We start from the raw sequence: 16,179 nt of genomic DNA, 5'->3' as shown, positions 1-16,179 counted from the left end.
ACTCGTCCTAGAAAAGCGTTAGATTGGCTTACACCATTAGAGAAATTTGCTCAGCTTGTTGATTATCATAAGACTTTTCAAACTGTCGCACCTCATGTTTGAATTCGCCCTCTATGGATTTAGTGAAGCAGATAAAATTAAGCCAAGATTTTATGAAATGCCTAGTTTCTCTGTAGAGAAAGGTGTAGACGGTTTATATGGTGTTATTGCAGCAGTCTCTGGGGATAGAAGCTCACCATTAGCTGGAACAACTGGAAAGAATGCAAATACTAAAAAAACTGCAGAAGATGGTGTATTTGTAATTTTTGATAATGATGTGGGGCGTATGGACTTAATGAAAAATATTAATAATTTGCGTACTCCTTCAAATAAGCAGCTTTTAAATCTTGACTTAAAAGCAGGCGTCGCACAAAAAAATGGTGATAGCTATAATTTAGGCTGGAAGTATACCTTTGGTGGAGAGAATGGTCGCTACAAAGGTATGAATGAATTATATGCTATGGACAGCTATTTATTTACCAACGTATATGATCGTGATGGCGTTGGTGTTAGTGGCTCAGCTTGTGGTGGTGGAGTAAAGGGGGATACATACCTGTATCAATTTTGCCTGCCATCAGGAAAGTGTGACTTTTATAAGTCGGGAGTTTCTGCACCTAATAAAATTAAATTAGGTGCTGGGATATTAGGTGCTGGACTAGGTAAAGGTTATTTAAATAATGATGATGAGGTTGGTGTAGTTGTTCCAAGACCTGATGAAACAGATTGTTCAAAAACACCAAATGCACCTGAGTGTCAGTTATTCAAAACCAATGTTAATTTGAAGCAACTGCGTTGGTACGAGGTAAGATAATATGAAGCTATCTATCTCGGGACAAGGATTTACTCTAATAGAGCTCATGATTGTTGTGGTGATTATTGCGATTACTGCAGCGATCGCTTATCCATCGTATAGAGTTTATATGGAGCGAAAAGATCTGGCTTTGGCTCAAAAAGAAGCTTTGCTGATTGCTTCTGAACTTGAGAAATTTAAGTCCAAGAACTTTAGTTATAAAAACTTTTCTGCTGAATATTTATATCCAAATGACTATGATTCAGATACAGGTATGCTGCTTATTCCAGTTGGAAGCACGACTGGTCAAGAGAAGTATGTAATAACACTTAGTGACCTAGACTCTAATAAGCCATTACAAGATACGAGTGCTGTTGGATTGAATTGGGTGATGAAGGTTGAAAGGGCTGATTTATCACCTTCGCAAAAGAAACAACCAAGTAATTATGATTTATTACTCTCAAGCAACGGTTTGAAATGTAAATCTAAGACCAATAATGCTTTCAAAGATTATGATAAGACTCAGACCGACTGTAAGGCAATTGATAGTCAAAGTGAGGCTTGGTGATGCATCAAAATAAAGGGTTTACCCTAATCGAGTTAATGATTGTTGTGGCAATAATTGCTGTTTTGGCGGCGATTGCTTACCCTTCTTATACTCAATATAAAATTCGTACTAACCGTGCTGATGTACAAAGTGAAATGATGAATATTGCACAGCGCTTACAAAGTTATTACGTGATCAATCATAATTACACGAGTGCAACCCTAGATAACGGCACAACCAGCAAAGATTATCCAATATCTAATCCTGTTTATAGCATTACATTGGTTTCGAATGATCAAACTTATACATTAACTGCAGAACCTAAATCAGGTACTGTTCAGGCAGGTAATGGAAATGTAATTTTGGATAGTCAGGGAAGGAAATGTTGGACTAAAACAACTACAGCTTGCGTTCCTTCAGCCACCTCAAACTGGGACGGTCGCTAAGATAAATTCAAACTGTTGATAACCTAAAATTTGATCTTTCATTCAGGGCAAAATTCACGTAAAATACTGCCCTCTATGAAAGGGGTTTGAAATGTGTCGATGGTCGGTACAGGGATAATCCGTAAAAACTATAAGGTTGTATCATGGTAGTTATTCGTCTTACTCGTGGTGGTGCTAAAAAGCGTCCATTCTATCAAATCGTTGTAACTGACAGCCGCAATGCGCGTGACGGTCGTTTCATCGAACGTATCGGTTTCTTCAACCCAACAGCGCAAGGTAAAGCAGAAAAACTTCGTTTAGATGCTGACCGTTTTGCTCACTGGGTTGCTCAAGGTGCTCAACCGTCTGAACGTGTTGCTTCTTTAGCTGCTCAAGCAAAGAAAGCTGCAGCTGCTGCATAATTTAATTAAGTAGTAGGTAGCCCATGACACCAACACAGAATGTGCCCGAAGATCGTATTCAGATTGGACAGCTACGTTCAGCATATGGATTAAATGGGTGGCTCTGGGTCTATTCCAATACAGAACCCATGAGCAACATATTTGACTACCTGCCTTGGTACATTGAAACCAAAGCAGGTTGGCAAATGGTCGATGTAAAACGTTGGAAACCACATGGCAAAGGCTTGGTGGTCAGCTTAAAAGGTGTGAGCGATCGCACTGGAGCAGATGAACTGGTCGGTGCAAATATCTGGATTTCAAAAGCGCAACTGCCTCAACCAGGCGTGGACGAGTATTATTGGTCTGATTTAAAAGGTCTAACAGTGTTAGGTCTGGACGATGACGAAAAAGAAGTAAACCTCGGTCAAATCCATGAACTGTTTGAAACAGGTGCCAATGACGTGATGGTGGTTCGCGCAACTGCCGATAGCGTCGATGGTGAAGAGCGTATGATTCCATGGCATAAAGATGTGGTGCAACGTGTTGATCTCGAAGCGGGTCGCATCTACGTAAATTGGGGCGTAGATTATTAATCCATTCAGGATTCGCAGAGCAGGAAAATAGAGGAGTCTGTGGTGTTTTTTGCAGTCATTACGCTTTTTCCTGAAATGTTTGAAGCGATTACAGCTTACGGTATTAGCGGACGTGCAGCACAACGTGATTTGATGCAAATTCATTGTATTAATCCACGTGATTATGCACAGGGCAACTACAAACGGGTGGATGAACGTCCATTTGGTGGTGGTCCAGGTATGGTGATGATGGCAGAGCCTTTGGCGCAAGCAATCCAGCATGCCAAACAGCTTGCACAGCAAGCAGGAGCAGTTCATGTACCTGTGGTGTATATGTCGCCACAAGGTAAAACCTTAAACGAAACTGCAGTACAACAATTCGTTGAATATGATGGATTAATTGTATTGTGTGGCCGTTATGAGGGTGTCGATGAACGTTTAATCCAAAACTATGTTGATCAGGAATGGTCGATTGGAGATTACGTTTTATCGGGTGGCGAGCTACCTGCGATGGTGTTGTTGGACAGTATTATTCGGAGACTTCCGGGTGCTATGTCTGATGAGCAATCTCATGTGCAAGACTCATTTGTGGATGGTCTTTTAGATTGCCCACAATATACCAAGCCAGACCATTTTGAAGGTTTGGATGTCCCTGAAGTATTAAAGTCGGGACATCATGCCAATATTGAAAAATGGCGGTTTTTGCAGCGTTATCAACGGACTTTAGAGCGTCGACCTGAGTTGATTGAAAAAGCTGAGTTGAGCAAGCAGCAAAAAAAATGGCTAAAAGATGAGCGAGGGTGAGTAAAGCATTGCTTTACCCGAGCGCAAGGCGAGAAGCTATGCTTCGAGCAAACTAAACTGCTTAATGTAAATTAAGTACTTAAATAGGCTCTTTATGCATTGAAGCGGTCAGGCATAAAGGGAAAGTCAATCGGGCCTATGCGCTTTAGCCTCTAGACCCAGTGGAAATCAGACCTCTTCTGACCCACACATATTGGAGATACCCCATGAGTGGTAAGCATCCTTTAGTACAAGCTGTTGAGAATGCACAGCTTAAGCAAGACATCCCAGCTTTTGCACCAGGCGATACAGTTATCGTTCAAGTAAAAGTAAAAGAAGGTGATCGTGAGCGTCTTCAAGCATTTGAAGGTGTTGTAATTGCGAAGAAAAACCGTGGTTTGAACTCTGCGTTCACAGTACGTAAAATTTCTAGCGGTGTTGGTGTTGAGCGTGTTTTCCAAACTCACTCTCCAATCGTTGCTAAAATTGAAGTGAAACGTCGCGGTGACGTTCGTCGTGCTAAACTTTATTACCTACGCGAATTGTCTGGTAAAGCTGCACGTATTCGTGAGAAATTACCAGCACGTAAACAAGGTTAATTTTAACTTTGCGTTACTGCTAAAAAATGCGCCGCTTAGGCGCATTTTTTTATGTTTGCTATTGGAATTTATAAGCCTTGTAGTTTTAGGCGGTTAGCATGTTGACGGTAGACATCGACAGGATCTGGGGCAAAGATATCTTTCATGCCCAAGACTTGATTGACTTCATCCAAGTGGTTCCAATAGTAGTTATCACGAATGGTTTTACCAAATTTGGCGCTGCAGCGTGATACCAAACCATCATTATCACGGCCATTATCAATCAATAAACTGGTCGCCAGCATGGCTGAGTCTGGATCAAGTATATTGGTAACAGCCGTATTACCCGTAAATGAATAGAACTGGATGCCTTTTTCTTGATAAGCGCCCTCACCACAACTCGTCGATGGCATACCCATTGGGAATTTGCTGTTAAATTGTGCTGAGCCAGCCAAAGTTAAGCTTTTTGCACTAGCCAACGAATCATGTGGATAGCTGTTTGGGTCTAAACCTTGTGCCCAAGTAATGGTTTTAGAAACTAAATTGACCATATCCATTAATGGTTTTTCGAGTGGTGTGCCTTGTACTTTTAAAATAAAATCAGCCACAGGCGAGCCTTTATTTGGTGAACCGACAGCAGTCAACGATGCGACTTTAGACGGCATCACGCCTGCAACATAACGAATGGTTGGCCCACCATGTGAGTGACCAATTAAGTTGACTTTGCTTGCACCTGTAATTGCAAGAATTTCATCGACTTGTTGTGCCAGTTGTTCACCACGAACTTCCGATGAGTTAAAAGGAGATACACGGGTAGCCCAAGCGTTGGCACCGTTACGTGCTAAATTGGGTAAAATTTGGTACCAATAGTCGACACCTAACTGATCTCCGCCAATATTGATAAAGCCTGCCATACCGTGAGTAAACACAATAGGGTATTTGGTTTTGGCATAACTGGAAATCACGAAGTTAGATTTGACCTGTTCTGCATTGGATGCGTGCACTGTACTGATGGTACTGGCCGCAATTAAGCCCGCAAGGAATAATCCATATTTCATATTATAATATCCTCTATTTTATTGTGCTTTCCTAGCATGACAATTTTTATTGTCAATTGTTATTATTCAGGAGATTTGCATTATTGCAAGTTCCGAATGATGAATGGTTATTGAACTTCTTGCACTTGAGTTTCAAGCACAGGAAGATGGTTTTGCCAAGATTGAAATGAGCTTTACTATTACAAACCTTGTAATTTCAATCGGTTGGCATGTTGTCGATACAGTGCAACTGGGTCAGGTGCAAACAAGCCCGTTAAGCCAATCATCATGTTGGCAAGGTCGGTATGATTTAGTCGGTAGTTGTCACGAATGACGTGTCCAATGTGGGTACTACAACGTGCGACCATGCCATCGTTGTCTAAATTGCCATAAGACAGTGGGCCGAGTTGCATTAAAACAGTGTCAATATCCAGTAAATTGGTGGCTTGTGCTACACCTGTCCATGAATAGTAATGAATCCCGCGATCTACTTTGGCACCGCTGCTGCTGCAATTTGCGGCCAAGGCTGTGGTTGGAAAACGACGGTTAAAATCTGCAGACACTGTTTCGGTTAAAGAAGCCATCGATGCATCAAAATCGACAGGCATGTCTGGCTGTTGCTGCGCCCAAGTAATGAGAGGCGCCACCATATAGTCGCCTAAAATATTAAACGCGGTGCGTGATAAACGATTATTTTGAATATCATCAGCAACTTTGGAGCCACGGAATGTACCTGCAACGCCCGTAATTGATGCCACATATTCAGGTTTGGTGGCAGCTACATAACGTACTGTTGGGCCACCATGTGAGTGACCAATTAAATTGACTTTGGATTTGCCAGTGATTGCCATGACTTCTTCGACTTGGGCAATCAGTTGCTCACCTCGAAATTCAGTACGGTGTGCAGGGGAGAGTTGTGCGGCAAATACGGTTGCGCCATTACGTGCCATATCTGGCAAAATTTGATACCAATAATCCATATTAAAGGTTTCATTGCCAATGCGTGACCATCCGAGCCAGCCGTGTACCATGAGCAATGGATATTTGGTTTTGGCATAGTCAGATTTGGCCTGTTCCTGAATAGGCAACACGCTTGGAGCAGCTTGAGCGACACCCATTGAACCGAGCAAGCAGCCAGTGACAGCCAATGTAATTGCCCGTATGTTAGAGATGATGGTCATAAAACAATCCTGTGTTCTTTATTTTTATTACAAGTGAAGTGGTGGCTTCGCTTCCCTCCTGAAAGCTCAGATATGCAAATTGCCGTTGGTTACGGCACATTATTGTGAGTCATCCTCGACTATTTTTTGTACGCTCAGGTATTTTTTCATGCGTAATTTAGAAAAAACATATCATTTGGGGACAGTTATTGCACATTCCCCCAGAGATTTGTAAATCCACATGCATCTTGATATCTATTTAATATTTATAGACATTTGTATATTAAATCGTTGTGGTGAGTTTGTACTAAAACAGCTTTTCAGGCATAAAAATGGGGCATGTTGAATGCCCCAGTTTCCTATGTAGATATGTTAGTCAGCAAAAGGTAATTTTCCACCTTGATCATGTACCTGTTCAAAGGTTTCTAAACGCAATTGCTCTTGTGGATTTTGAAAATGCTGTCCGCGTAATTGTTTCACGGCTTGTTGCTTGGCTTGATCATTCATTCCACTTTGCATGATTTGATCACGCGTACTTAAATAATCCTCTACTCGTGATTTCCACTGACTGCGTTGCCCATCTAATTGTTCTAAACGCTGAGTTGCTTCAGGACCAACCAGATTTAAACGCATTTGGCGGATTTCAGCAGCAGAACCACCACGTGCTTTAATTGCCGCAGTCAAGCTGCGTAAATCTTGCAAGGTGTTCAGCTGTTCTAAATTTTCTTGCCAATCTTGAGGTAATTGTTTAAATAATTCCTGCAATTGTCGTGCTTTTTCAGCTTCAGATAATTTTTTATCATCCATGACTGCCATGCGCTTTAGGGTATATTCGTGATAGGCATCTTCCGTACCAAATAAACCTTCAATTTCATAATCAGAAAAATATTGTTTACGCAGATTTTGCATGCTGCTAAAAATGCTGCGGTAATATTGCGGATCTTCCTGATTTAAATTCGGTGCTTGCAGTTGTCCAAGCGCATTGCGATAGTCCAAATAACGCTGCCATAAATCTAAAATTTGCGATAAGGCAGGCTCTTTATGTCCTTGTTGAATATACCTTTTAAAATCACCACGAATTTGTTTAATGCTTTTTTCGCCATATTGGGTAATAAAATATTCAAAACAGTTACGGGTTTGCTCATTCACAATCAGACGATGACTTGCATCCAGTTTAAGCTGACAATTGACTTCGGTGTCCTGCTGACTTGGGCTTAAAAAATTTGCAGCAGGGTTATTTTGCATGGCTTGCTGCATGCTCAAAGCTTGAGATGTTTCATCATTTGAGCTTTGCTGGGGTGATGTATGGGCAGAGGTTGATGGTGGCATTAGCCAATACACCAAAGCCGCAATCAGCAGTATCACTACGCCTAAAACAATCCATATTTTATGTTTCTGCATTCCAATGCACCTGTTTATCCATTTTATTTTTTTAATCTTAAGCGCCCAAATATGCCATAAAAGTAAGTCGCTGTTCTAGAAATGTTGTCATTTATCGCGGCAGATTGTTACCATGACGCAGTTTTGCTTTGACCTATGTGTGCTATGAAATCATCTGCTTCAAAAATCCAGCGCCGTGCCGTGAATGGTGTATTTTTATTGAATAAACCTTTGGGCATCAGTTCCAATGCAGCATTGCAAAAAGTGCGTTGGTTATATCGGGCGCAAAAAGCAGGGCATACAGGCGCATTAGATCCATTGGCTTCGGGTTTACTGCCGATTTGTTTGGGTGAAGCGACCAAATTTTCGCACTATTTACTCGATTCGGTGAAACGCTATCAAACCACCATTCAATTGGGACACAGCACCACCACGGGAGATGTCGAGGGTGAAGTGCTGTTGCAGCAGGCTGTACCTGCATTGAGCCAAAAGAGCATTGAACAGGTATTGGCACAATTTCAGGGCGATATTATGCAAGTTCCGCCCATGTATTCTGCCTTAAAAAAAGAAGGGCGTCCGTTGTATGAATTGGCACGACAAGGCATTGAAATTGAACGTGAAGCGCGTCCAGTCACAATTTATGCCATTGAGTTACTGTCTTTTACTGAACAGAGCATCACTTTGGATGTGACTTGTTCTAAAGGCACGTATATTCGTGTTTTAGGTGAAGACATTGCCAAAGCCTTGGGTACTTATGGACATTTGACTTATTTACATCGGATTAAAACAGGACATTTTGACCTGATTCCGAGTTATAGCATTGAATATTTGGAAAGTTTAAGTGAAGCAGAACGTGAGGCTTTATTGCTGCCTGCGTATGCACCTGTGCAGCATTTTCTACACATTCAAGTCCCTGAAGGACGCGCTGAATATTTTAGTCGTGGCATGGAAAGTAATATTGACCATCCTGCAGCAGCGCAAGTGTTGGTCTTTGATGGTGAAAAGTGTTTAGGTTTGGCTGAAATTACAGATAAAAAGCGCTTGGTACCGAAAAGGGTATTAAATCTCTAAATCTTGTTCAGATACATAACTTGAATAAAGTGGGTAAGTGAATTAAAGCTTTCTATACAAATAGTTGCAGGATTTTTGATTGATCTTCTATATAGTAGCTAGAAGATTAAAAAAAACGAAATCAAAAACTGACTCCAAAGCCGATGTGGATGTGCGAGTAGATTCTTATCAATCTGTTCGCCGCGCATGGTTAAACAAAAGAGGTCTGCATATGAATATTTTTGAAGCTTTACGCCAAAGTCACGAGATTCAACGAGATTTAGCCCGCCAACTGACGCAAACTTCAGGTGATAGCCCTGAACGTAGAGCGGTATTTGAACAACTTAAAAATGAATTATTTGCGCATGCAGTGGCAGAAGATCGCTATTTTTATATTCCCTTAATGATGACTGATGCGGGTTTAAATATCACTCGCCATGCTTTGGCAGAGCATCATCAAATGGATGAATTACTCGAACAATTAACCGAAACTGAAATGAGCAACACAGGTTGGTTGGCCATTGCAAAGCAACTGTCAGATAAAGTGCATCATCATTTAAAAGAAGAAGAACATGGCTTTTTTCAGCAGGCAGGCAAAATTTTGTCTGAACAGCAAAAACAAAGTCTAGCCAAGCAATATTTGGCAGAGTATGAAAAATACCAACAGATGTCTAAAGACAGTTTGGTTTAAGCATTATTCTGATTTAAACATTCTGCGGCTGTTTAGATTTTTTTACTGCTCTAAAAGTAACACCGACCGAAGCTAACATAATGCAGCATAAGGCGAGCCATTGCAGTGAAGTAATTTTCTCACCCAACAATACCAAGCCTGTCAGTGCGGCTAAAGCAGGCGACAAACTGGAAAGTGTGCCATAACTCATTTTGCTGAGTTGTTTCAGCGCTTGTAAATCTAAAGCATAAGGAATGGCGGTGGCGAGTACAGCAATGGCAAGTGCTTTGCCCCAATATTGAGTCTCAAACAACGCAGGTGCATTGTTATACAATCCAAATGGGATCAGTGCCAAAGCCGAAATACTGATGGCGATGGTCAGCGCGTGCATGCCAATATTTTGTTGCACCACTTTTTGCCCATAATAAATATAAAAAGCCCAGCACAATCCTGCACCTAAGGCACATGCTGCACCAAACAGACTAAAATGATCACCCTGCGCTTGTCCCCAAGGCACCATAAGAATAATGCCTAAAATCGCCAGCAATACCCAAACATAATCTTTACGGTTTTGAATGGACAATAAAGCCAAACCCAAAGGTCCGACAAACTCTAAACCTACCGCAATACCTTGCGGTAATTTGCCCAAAGACAGATAAAACAGAATATTCATTAAGCCCAAGGCTGCGCTATAGCACAATAAATCACGCCATTTTAACTGTGCGAGCCGCGACAGAATTTGCCATGAGCGAAACATGATTGCCACAATGACACTGGCAAAGCACAGTCGCAAAATCGTCACAGTAAGCGGGTCAAGCACCTGAAACAATTGTTTGGCAAAAGATGCACTAATTTGATAGGAGATCATGGATAAAACCATGAACAACACTGCAGTGAGTTGGGCGTTTGGCATGAGGACAGAAAAATACTCAACAGTGTGAAAATGAGAAAGTCAGGCAGATTATAGCAAGTTTAAAAATACAGAGCTGTGGCAACTCAAGGTCATGCCCATAGATCAGGCATAAAAAACCACAGTACTCAGACTGTGGTTTTTTGTAGCATCAGCGTGTGGTCTTAGAACAAGACACGTACGCGAATTGTGCCTTCAACTTCGTGTAAAGTATCAAGTGCTTCTTTCGATGCAGTTGCATCAACATCCATCACTAAATAACCAACATCACCTTTGGTCATAAGTGATTGACCAGAGATGTTGATGCCATGTTCAGCAAACAGGTTGTTAATTTTAGACAATACACCTGGAATATTTTGGTGAATATGCAATAAACGGTGCTTGCCTTCAGTTAATGGCAATGCAATTTCTGGGAAGTTCACTGCAGACAAAGTCATCCCTTTATCTGAATATGCTACAAACTTCTCTGCCACCTCTAAACCAATATTCGCTTGTGCTTCCATGGTAGAACCACCCACGTGCGGTGTTAAAATCACGTTTGGTAGGTTGCGTAGTGGAGAAACAAATTCTTCACCATTGGCTTTTGGTTCTTTCGGGAATACGTCAACCGCAGCACCTGCAATATGACCAGACTTGATGGCGTCTGCCAAATCTTCAATCACCACACAAGTACCACGTGCCGCGTTAATGAAAATTGCGCCTTCTTTCATTTGTGCAAATTGTTCTTTTGCCATGAAATTGCGGGTAGATGGTACATCTGGAACGTGTAAAGAAACCACGTCTGCATTTGCCAATAATTCGCCCATTGAGCCCACTTGACGTGCATTACCTAAAGGTAATTTCGTCACTGCATCATAATAAATGACGTGCATACCCAAGCTTTCAGCCAAAACTGAAAGTTGAGAACCAATTGAACCGTAACCCACGATACCTAAAGTTTTACCACGTGTTTCAAATGAACCAACTGCAGACTTGTTCCAGCCACCTGCATGTGTATCAGTTGATTTTTCAGGTACGCGACGTAGCAATAAAATTGCTTCAGCCAATACCAATTCTGCAACCGAACGGGTGTTTGAATAAGGCGCATTGAAAACTGGAATACCACGTTCCATTGCTGCAGTTAAGTTCACTTGGTTGGTACCAATACAGAAACAACCGACTGCAATTAGTTTGTTCGCAGCTTCAAAAACTTCTTCAGTCAGCTGTGTGCGTGAACGAATACCAATGAAATGCGCATCTTTAATCGCTTCTTTTAACGCATCGCCCTCAAGCGCCGTTTTACGATAATCGATGTTGGTATAACCCGCTGCATTTAACACGTCGATTGCGTTCTGGTGTACGCCTTCTAACAACAAGAAACGAATTTTATCTTTAGGTAGTGAAAGATGTTGGCTCATTACGGCTCCGCTACAAAGGCCAAATTTAGTGGCGGTATGATAACATAGGAGACGGGTCGATATACATTTCCTTTATGACCAAGAGTGCAGGTATTTTTTGTCAGATATAATCTCATTCAGAAATATTGGCTTCAATCTCCCTGTAATTTGCGGGTTATATTATCGGAATTGCCAATATTGACGGGTTTTTCAGAAAAATCGCTTATAATAAGCGGCATTCATGAAAGCCAACCCATGCTGTTGCTTTGATGCACAAAATTTTGTCTTAAGCATCTTCATCTAAAATCTTCAGAAGATGTTCAGACAGTCGCTTTTCTTCCTGTTTAATTCTTGCTAGGTCTGCAAACGATGAATGCTCCAGTCGCTTTAACACCTGAGTTATTGACCCAATTAACGGCAATAGTCGGTGAAAACCGTATTAAAACTGATGCTGATAGTCTCCAAAACTGGGGTCGTGACCATACAAAGCATTTTGATCCGAATCCATCGGTCATCGTTTTTCCATCCAGCACGGAACAAGTACAAGCCATTGTGAAACTGGCCAATCAGTTTAAGGTTGCAATTACGCCATCGGGCGGGCGTACTGGTTTATCTGCGGGTGCGGTAGCAGCCAATGGTGAAATTGTCGTTAGCATGGACAAGATGAACCAAATCTTGGAGTTTTTCCCTGCAGACCGTATGGTGCGTGTGCAAGCGGGTGTGGTGACTGAGCAACTACAAAACTATGCCGAAGAACAAGGCATGTATTATCCAGTCGATTTTGCATCTTCAGGTTCTTCACAAATTGGCGGTAATATCGGCACCAATGCGGGCGGTATTAAAGTTATTAAATACGGCATGACTCGTAACTGGGTGCTAGGTTTGACTGTGGTCACTGGCAAAGGAGATATCCTGCGTCTTAATAAAGGCATGATCAAAAATGCAACGGGTTATGCACTGCAACATTTATTTATTGGTGGTGAAGGTACACTCGGTTTAGTGACCGAAGCTGAAATTAAGTTAGAACGCCAACCCCAAGAATTACAAGTAATGGTGTTGGGCGTGCCTGATTTTAATTCGGTGATGCCTGTATTACACGCCTTCCAAGCCAAAATTGATCTGACTGCATTTGAATTCTTTGGTGAATTGGCGATGCAAAAAGTTTTAGATCATGGTCATGTGCAACGTCCATTTGAAACTCAATGTCCATTTTACGTGTTGCTTGAATTTGAAGCGCCATTTGAGCCAATTATGGACAAGGCGATGGAAATTTTCGAACACTGTATGGAACAAGGCTGGGTAATGGATGGCGTATTGAGCCAAAGCCTAGACCAAGTTGAAAGCTTATGGCGTTTGCGTGAAGACATTTCTGAGTCGATTGCACCGTTTATTCCATACAAAAACGATATTTCAGTATTGATTACTCATGTTCCTGCATTTATTCAGGAAATTGATGCAATTGTTGCAGAAAACTATCCTGATTTTGAAATTTGCTGGTTCGGTCATATTGGTGATGGTAACTTGCACCTGAATATTCTAAAACCTGCCGATTTAAGCAAAGACGAATTCTTTGCAAAATGTCAGGTAGTGAATAAGTATGTATTTGATACTGTAAAGAAATATGATGGTTCAATTTCTGCAGAACACGGTGTGGGCATGACCAAAAAACCATATTTGGAATATTCACGTTCGGCTGAAGAAATTGAATATATGAAAGCCTTGAAGCAAGTATTCGACCCTCAGGGCATTATGAATCCAGGCAAATTATTTGATCTGTAATTCATTTGAGTTAATAAAAAACGCATCCTAGAGATGCGTTTTTTATGCTTTTGTTTTAATTTTACATTTCTATGCTAGCGTTTTTGCGCTAACAGGGCATCATGGAAGCATAATTAATAATCAATATTTTGGAGGGGTTATGTTGCGTTTAATCACGGTTTCGGCATTGGGGGTTGCGTTGTTGTCAGGTTGTGCGACCACGCAAAACATTATTTCACAAGTAACGCCTGCAGAAACACCTTTGGCGCAGGTACTCAAACAACGTCCAGATTTGCGTAAAGAACTGGCTACCGTAGAGATTCGTCAATACTTTAACCGTGTCGAAGCACCAACTGCGGCTGAAGTGAAAATTACCGAAACAGGCTTAATGGATGATTCGGTGCGCTCAATTCGTAGCATTTATCACTTTAAAAATATAAATGGACAATGGCAGCAGGGCGATGTGCAAACCGATTACTTATGTGTACGTGGTAAAAATACCAAGACTTTCCAAAGTAAAAAATGTCCTTAAATTGCTGTAGGGCTTAGATAAACCTTGTATCTAAACCCAGATGTTTGAACTGTAAAATGAATTTGAACGCTGGTCTAAAAATGTAACACAGCGCCTGTGGATAATACTCTTCTTATCCACAGCTTTTATTTAGGATGACTTCATTCTAGTCAAAAATGTGTGAGCCTAGCATATCCATCAAAACGCTAGCATTTCTACACTGTAATGATCGCCTCATTGCCGTGGGTAGTTTTATCCTGTACTTTCGGTATTTTCATATTATCAATTGGGCAATACGGTATCGCCTTAACCCGCTGAAGGAGGTGATGCCTAACTTGGTCTGATGTCACATCAAGTACCGCAATTTATTTAACGGACTTAAAAAATGCGCCATAAATTTGCCATTCAACTCTGTTAAACTGCAGCTCAATTTTCTATTTTTATGGGCTAAACGCGGCTGAGTTGCATCGTTTTGTCCTTTATAACTCATGCCACAGCAGCAAAAAAATACCATTCAACGTGCCACACTCATGTTTCCCTTGGCTTTGGTCTTGTTTGAGTTCGCGGTTTATATTGGCAATGACTTGGTTCAACCCGCAATGTTGGCCATCACACAAGATTTTGGTGTCAGTAGTGCATGGGCAGCTTCGTCTATGTCATTTTATTTGCTTGGCGGTGCTTGTGTGGCGTGGTTATTGGGGCCACTCTCTGACCGTTTGGGACGCAAAAAAGTATTATTGGGCGGCGTGGCATTTTTTACCCTAACCTGTTTATTGATCTTATTGACTCAGAATATTGAAAGCTTCCTTGTTCTTCGTTTTTTTCAAGGTTTTGGTTTGTCAGTCATTAGTGCAGTGGGTTATGCGGCTATTCAGGAAAACTTTGCAGAACGTGATGCAATTAAAGTCATGGCGCTCATGGCGAACGTCTCTTTACTTGCTCCCTTGCTCGGCCCAGTCTTAGGTGCATTTATGATTGAGCATGTTTCTTGGCATTGGGGTTTTATCGGCATAGCACTTTTGGCATTTTTGAGTTGGTTTGGTTTGAAAGCCAAAATGCCTGAAACTCAGCAAAGTATTCCTAAACGTCCGTTTCGAGATGTGTGGGATGATTTTAAGCATGTCTTTCAAAATACTAGATTCTTAGGTCTGACATTGGCGCTGCCTTTATTGAGCATGCCTTTAATGTTGTGGATTGCATTATCTCCCGTGATGTTGGTTGAAGATTTAGGCTTTAGCAGTCTGCAATACGGTTTAGCACAGTTTCCTGTTTTGGGTGGTTTGATTTTAGGCAATCTGGTACTGATGAAAGTCATTGACCGTTTACCTTTAGGAAAAACAGTCTTGATTGGTTTACCTTTAATGTTGTTAGGTAGTGTGCTGATCGTATTGGGAGCAATTTGGCAAAGCTATTTTGTTTGGTGTTTGGTGATTGGTATGAGCTTGATTAGTTTCGGTGAGGGAATGAGCTTCTCAGTCTTATATCGTTTCGCCTTAATGTCATCGGAAGTGTCTAAAGGTACTGTTGCTGCTAGTGTTTCAATGCTATTGATGCTGTGCTTTTTTATTGTGATTGAACTGGTACGTGTTTTATATATGCGGTTTGATATTTGGGCGTATAGTTTGGCTTGTTTGGTGCTGATAACGCTCTGGTTTAGTTTGCCACGCATGATGCTTAAACAGGTGATGCAGGAGCGAGTTGCTGCAGGGCAGTTTTAAGGGTTTGAATTTTTTTAGCTGCATCATAAAAAAAGGCGATGTTGTATCGCCTTGCAATATTTGATTTAGAAATCAAATATCAAATAATGTGTAATGTAATAAACGCTAAAAAGGACTTGTAGATTAAGCTTGTACTGGTTGTTCCATCTTTTTCAATTTAGCATCAAAAACAAATGGGCCAAAAGGTAAAATTGATGCAATTAAGCCCAAAATAAACATTTTAAGAGACCATTTTTGTTTTTCACAAACCACAAAAAGCACCACTAAAAATGCGATAAACAATACGCCGTGACCCATACCTACATATTTCACTAAAATTGGGTTATCGAACATATATTTCATTGGCATGGCAATAAATAACAATAGATCTCTTGCGAAAGTAAAAACCACCTCAATCTAAGTTTCATGAGATATCAGAACTTAAACCGTTTTTCAGATTCTGAATTTAAACGCTTGGTTGGCGTACCTCGACCA

At 41.1% G+C, this 16,179-nt stretch carries 18 protein-coding genes and 2 pseudogenes; 14 read left to right on the top strand and 6 right to left on the bottom strand.

What is annotated here, in order from left to right:
- The 8 genes and pseudogenes from L6C30_RS13220 to rplS form a co-directional block, all read left to right on the top strand.
- Window positions 1–102, top strand: a pseudogene (locus L6C30_RS13220) (IS30 family transposase); the annotation flags it as partial.
- On the top strand, window positions 95–850 hold the full coding sequence (locus L6C30_RS13215; RefSeq protein WP_236163237.1) for a hypothetical protein: 756 nt from the start codon (window positions 95–97) through the stop codon (window positions 848–850). The pseudogene L6C30_RS13220 and the gene L6C30_RS13215, both read left to right, overlap by 8 nt.
- Window position 851: 1 nt before the next feature.
- A complete protein-coding gene (locus L6C30_RS13210) occupies window positions 852–1,397 on the top strand; it encodes a prepilin-type N-terminal cleavage/methylation domain-containing protein (protein WP_236163236.1) in 546 nt (181 codons plus the stop codon).
- Entirely contained in the window at window positions 1,397–1,822 is a 426-nt protein-coding gene (locus tag L6C30_RS13205) for a type IV pilin protein (RefSeq protein ID WP_236163235.1), read from the top strand. The genes L6C30_RS13210 and L6C30_RS13205 overlap by 1 nt, the downstream gene beginning before the upstream one ends.
- Window positions 1,823–1,965: 143 nt before the next feature.
- On the top strand, window positions 1,966–2,223 hold the full coding sequence (rpsP, locus tag L6C30_RS13200; protein WP_004974526.1) for a 30S ribosomal protein S16: 258 nt from the start codon (window positions 1,966–1,968) through the stop codon (window positions 2,221–2,223).
- 23 nt (window positions 2,224–2,246) lie between these two features.
- Entirely contained in the window at window positions 2,247–2,795 is a 549-nt protein-coding gene (gene rimM, locus L6C30_RS13195) for a ribosome maturation factor RimM (RefSeq protein ID WP_236163234.1), read from the top strand.
- Window positions 2,796–2,837: 42 nt separating this feature from the next.
- On the top strand, window positions 2,838–3,578 hold the full coding sequence (trmD, locus tag L6C30_RS13190; protein ID WP_236163233.1) for a tRNA (guanosine(37)-N1)-methyltransferase TrmD: 741 nt from the start codon (window positions 2,838–2,840) through the stop codon (window positions 3,576–3,578).
- Between the two features lie 206 nt (window positions 3,579–3,784).
- Window positions 3,785–4,156, top strand: coding sequence for a 50S ribosomal protein L19 (gene rplS, locus L6C30_RS13185; RefSeq protein ID WP_004974529.1), 372 nt, complete (start codon window positions 3,785–3,787; stop codon window positions 4,154–4,156).
- A gap of 68 nt (window positions 4,157–4,224) precedes the next feature.
- Here rplS and L6C30_RS13180 read toward each other — a convergent pair whose 3' ends face one another.
- The 3 genes from L6C30_RS13180 to L6C30_RS13170 form a co-directional block, all read right to left on the bottom strand.
- Window positions 4,225–5,193: a triacylglycerol lipase gene (locus tag L6C30_RS13180; protein ID WP_230245444.1), complete on the bottom strand. Its 969-nt coding sequence runs from the start codon at window positions 5,191–5,193 to the stop codon at window positions 4,225–4,227.
- A gap of 179 nt (window positions 5,194–5,372) precedes the next feature.
- On the bottom strand, window positions 5,373–6,290 hold the full coding sequence (locus L6C30_RS13175; protein ID WP_236163239.1) for a triacylglycerol lipase: 918 nt from the start codon (window positions 6,288–6,290) through the stop codon (window positions 5,373–5,375).
- A 414-nt stretch (window positions 6,291–6,704) separates the two neighbouring features.
- Entirely contained in the window at window positions 6,705–7,733 is a 1,029-nt protein-coding gene (locus L6C30_RS13170; RefSeq protein WP_230245443.1) for a lipase secretion chaperone, read from the bottom strand.
- 144 nt (window positions 7,734–7,877) lie between these two features.
- Here L6C30_RS13170 and truB point away from each other — a divergent pair, with 144 nt between their 5' ends.
- On the top strand, window positions 7,878–8,783 hold the full coding sequence (gene truB, locus L6C30_RS13165) for a tRNA pseudouridine(55) synthase TruB (protein WP_230245442.1): 906 nt from the start codon (window positions 7,878–7,880) through the stop codon (window positions 8,781–8,783).
- A 211-nt stretch (window positions 8,784–8,994) separates the two neighbouring features.
- Window positions 8,995–9,453 carry a hemerythrin domain-containing protein gene (locus L6C30_RS13160; RefSeq protein ID WP_230245441.1) on the top strand — a complete coding sequence of 153 codons (459 nt, stop codon included), beginning with the start codon at window positions 8,995–8,997 and terminating at the stop codon, window positions 9,451–9,453.
- A 13-nt stretch (window positions 9,454–9,466) separates the two neighbouring features.
- On the opposite strand, the gene L6C30_RS13155 is transcribed toward L6C30_RS13160, so the two are convergent.
- Window positions 9,467–10,345, bottom strand: a complete 879-nt coding sequence (locus tag L6C30_RS13155; RefSeq protein ID WP_019836183.1) for a DMT family transporter — start codon at window positions 10,343–10,345, stop codon at window positions 9,467–9,469.
- 161 nt (window positions 10,346–10,506) lie between these two features.
- A complete protein-coding gene (gene serA, locus L6C30_RS13150) occupies window positions 10,507–11,739 on the bottom strand; it encodes a phosphoglycerate dehydrogenase (RefSeq protein ID WP_004974541.1) in 1,233 nt (410 codons plus the stop codon).
- 348 nt (window positions 11,740–12,087) lie between these two features.
- Between serA and L6C30_RS13145 the strand changes: the two genes are divergently transcribed.
- From L6C30_RS13145 to L6C30_RS13130, 4 genes and pseudogenes are all read left to right on the top strand, one after another.
- The gene (locus L6C30_RS13145; RefSeq protein ID WP_230245440.1) at window positions 12,088–13,497 is read left to right on the top strand and encodes an FAD-binding oxidoreductase; all 1,410 of its coding nucleotides are present in this window, start codon (window positions 12,088–12,090) and stop codon (window positions 13,495–13,497) included.
- A 139-nt stretch (window positions 13,498–13,636) separates the two neighbouring features.
- Window positions 13,637–14,008, top strand: coding sequence for a hypothetical protein (locus L6C30_RS13140; RefSeq protein WP_019836185.1), 372 nt, complete (start codon window positions 13,637–13,639; stop codon window positions 14,006–14,008).
- Window positions 14,009–14,184: 176 nt separating this feature from the next.
- Window positions 14,185–14,294: pseudogene (locus L6C30_RS13135) on the top strand (pirin family protein); the annotation flags it as partial.
- A 181-nt stretch (window positions 14,295–14,475) separates the two neighbouring features.
- Window positions 14,476–15,705 carry an MFS transporter gene (locus tag L6C30_RS13130; RefSeq protein ID WP_019836187.1) on the top strand — a complete coding sequence of 410 codons (1,230 nt, stop codon included), beginning with the start codon at window positions 14,476–14,478 and terminating at the stop codon, window positions 15,703–15,705.
- 123 nt (window positions 15,706–15,828) lie between these two features.
- Here L6C30_RS13130 and L6C30_RS13125 read toward each other — a convergent pair whose 3' ends face one another.
- Window positions 15,829–16,101, bottom strand: coding sequence for a DUF3817 domain-containing protein (locus L6C30_RS13125; RefSeq protein ID WP_236163238.1), 273 nt, complete (start codon window positions 16,099–16,101; stop codon window positions 15,829–15,831).
- Between the last annotated feature and the right edge of the window lie 78 nt (window positions 16,102–16,179).

It is taken from the genome of Acinetobacter sp. KAM396, from assembly GCF_021602765.1.
Classification (GTDB): domain Bacteria; phylum Pseudomonadota; class Gammaproteobacteria; order Pseudomonadales; family Moraxellaceae; genus Acinetobacter; species Acinetobacter towneri_A.
Note: the sequence above shows the minus strand (reverse complement) of the source record. Positions and strands in the feature narration are given on the sequence as shown.

Excerpts from the sequence above, each read along its gene's own strand:
- L6C30_RS13215 (WP_236163237.1), top strand. The coding sequence starts at position 95 with ATGTTTGAATTCGCCCTCTATGGATTTAGTGAAGCAGATAAAATTAAG.
- rplS (WP_004974529.1), top strand. The coding sequence starts at position 3,785 with ATGAGTGGTAAGCATCCTTTAGTACAAGCTGTTGAGAATGCACAGCTT.
- truB (WP_230245442.1), top strand. The coding sequence starts at position 7,878 with ATGAAATCATCTGCTTCAAAAATCCAGCGCCGTGCCGTGAATGGTGTA.
- L6C30_RS13145 (WP_230245440.1), top strand. The coding sequence starts at position 12,088 with ATGAATGCTCCAGTCGCTTTAACACCTGAGTTATTGACCCAATTAACG.
- L6C30_RS13175 (WP_236163239.1), bottom strand. The coding sequence starts at position 6,290 with ATGGGTGTCGCTCAAGCTGCTCCAAGCGTGTTGCCTATTCAGGAACAG.
- serA (WP_004974541.1), bottom strand. The coding sequence starts at position 11,739 with ATGAGCCAACATCTTTCACTACCTAAAGATAAAATTCGTTTCTTGTTG.
- L6C30_RS13170 (WP_230245443.1), bottom strand. The coding sequence starts at position 7,733 with ATGCAGAAACATAAAATATGGATTGTTTTAGGCGTAGTGATACTGCTG.
- L6C30_RS13210 (WP_236163236.1), top strand. The coding sequence starts at position 852 with ATGAAGCTATCTATCTCGGGACAAGGATTTACTCTAATAGAGCTCATG.
- L6C30_RS13160 (WP_230245441.1), top strand. The coding sequence starts at position 8,995 with ATGAATATTTTTGAAGCTTTACGCCAAAGTCACGAGATTCAACGAGAT.
- rimM (WP_236163234.1), top strand. The coding sequence starts at position 2,247 with ATGACACCAACACAGAATGTGCCCGAAGATCGTATTCAGATTGGACAG.
- L6C30_RS13155 (WP_019836183.1), bottom strand. The coding sequence starts at position 10,345 with ATGCCAAACGCCCAACTCACTGCAGTGTTGTTCATGGTTTTATCCATG.
- L6C30_RS13205 (WP_236163235.1), top strand. The coding sequence starts at position 1,397 with ATGCATCAAAATAAAGGGTTTACCCTAATCGAGTTAATGATTGTTGTG.
- L6C30_RS13180 (WP_230245444.1), bottom strand. The coding sequence starts at position 5,193 with ATGAAATATGGATTATTCCTTGCGGGCTTAATTGCGGCCAGTACCATC.
- L6C30_RS13130 (WP_019836187.1), top strand. The coding sequence starts at position 14,476 with ATGCCACAGCAGCAAAAAAATACCATTCAACGTGCCACACTCATGTTT.
- rpsP (WP_004974526.1), top strand. The coding sequence starts at position 1,966 with ATGGTAGTTATTCGTCTTACTCGTGGTGGTGCTAAAAAGCGTCCATTC.
- L6C30_RS13140 (WP_019836185.1), top strand. The coding sequence starts at position 13,637 with ATGTTGCGTTTAATCACGGTTTCGGCATTGGGGGTTGCGTTGTTGTCA.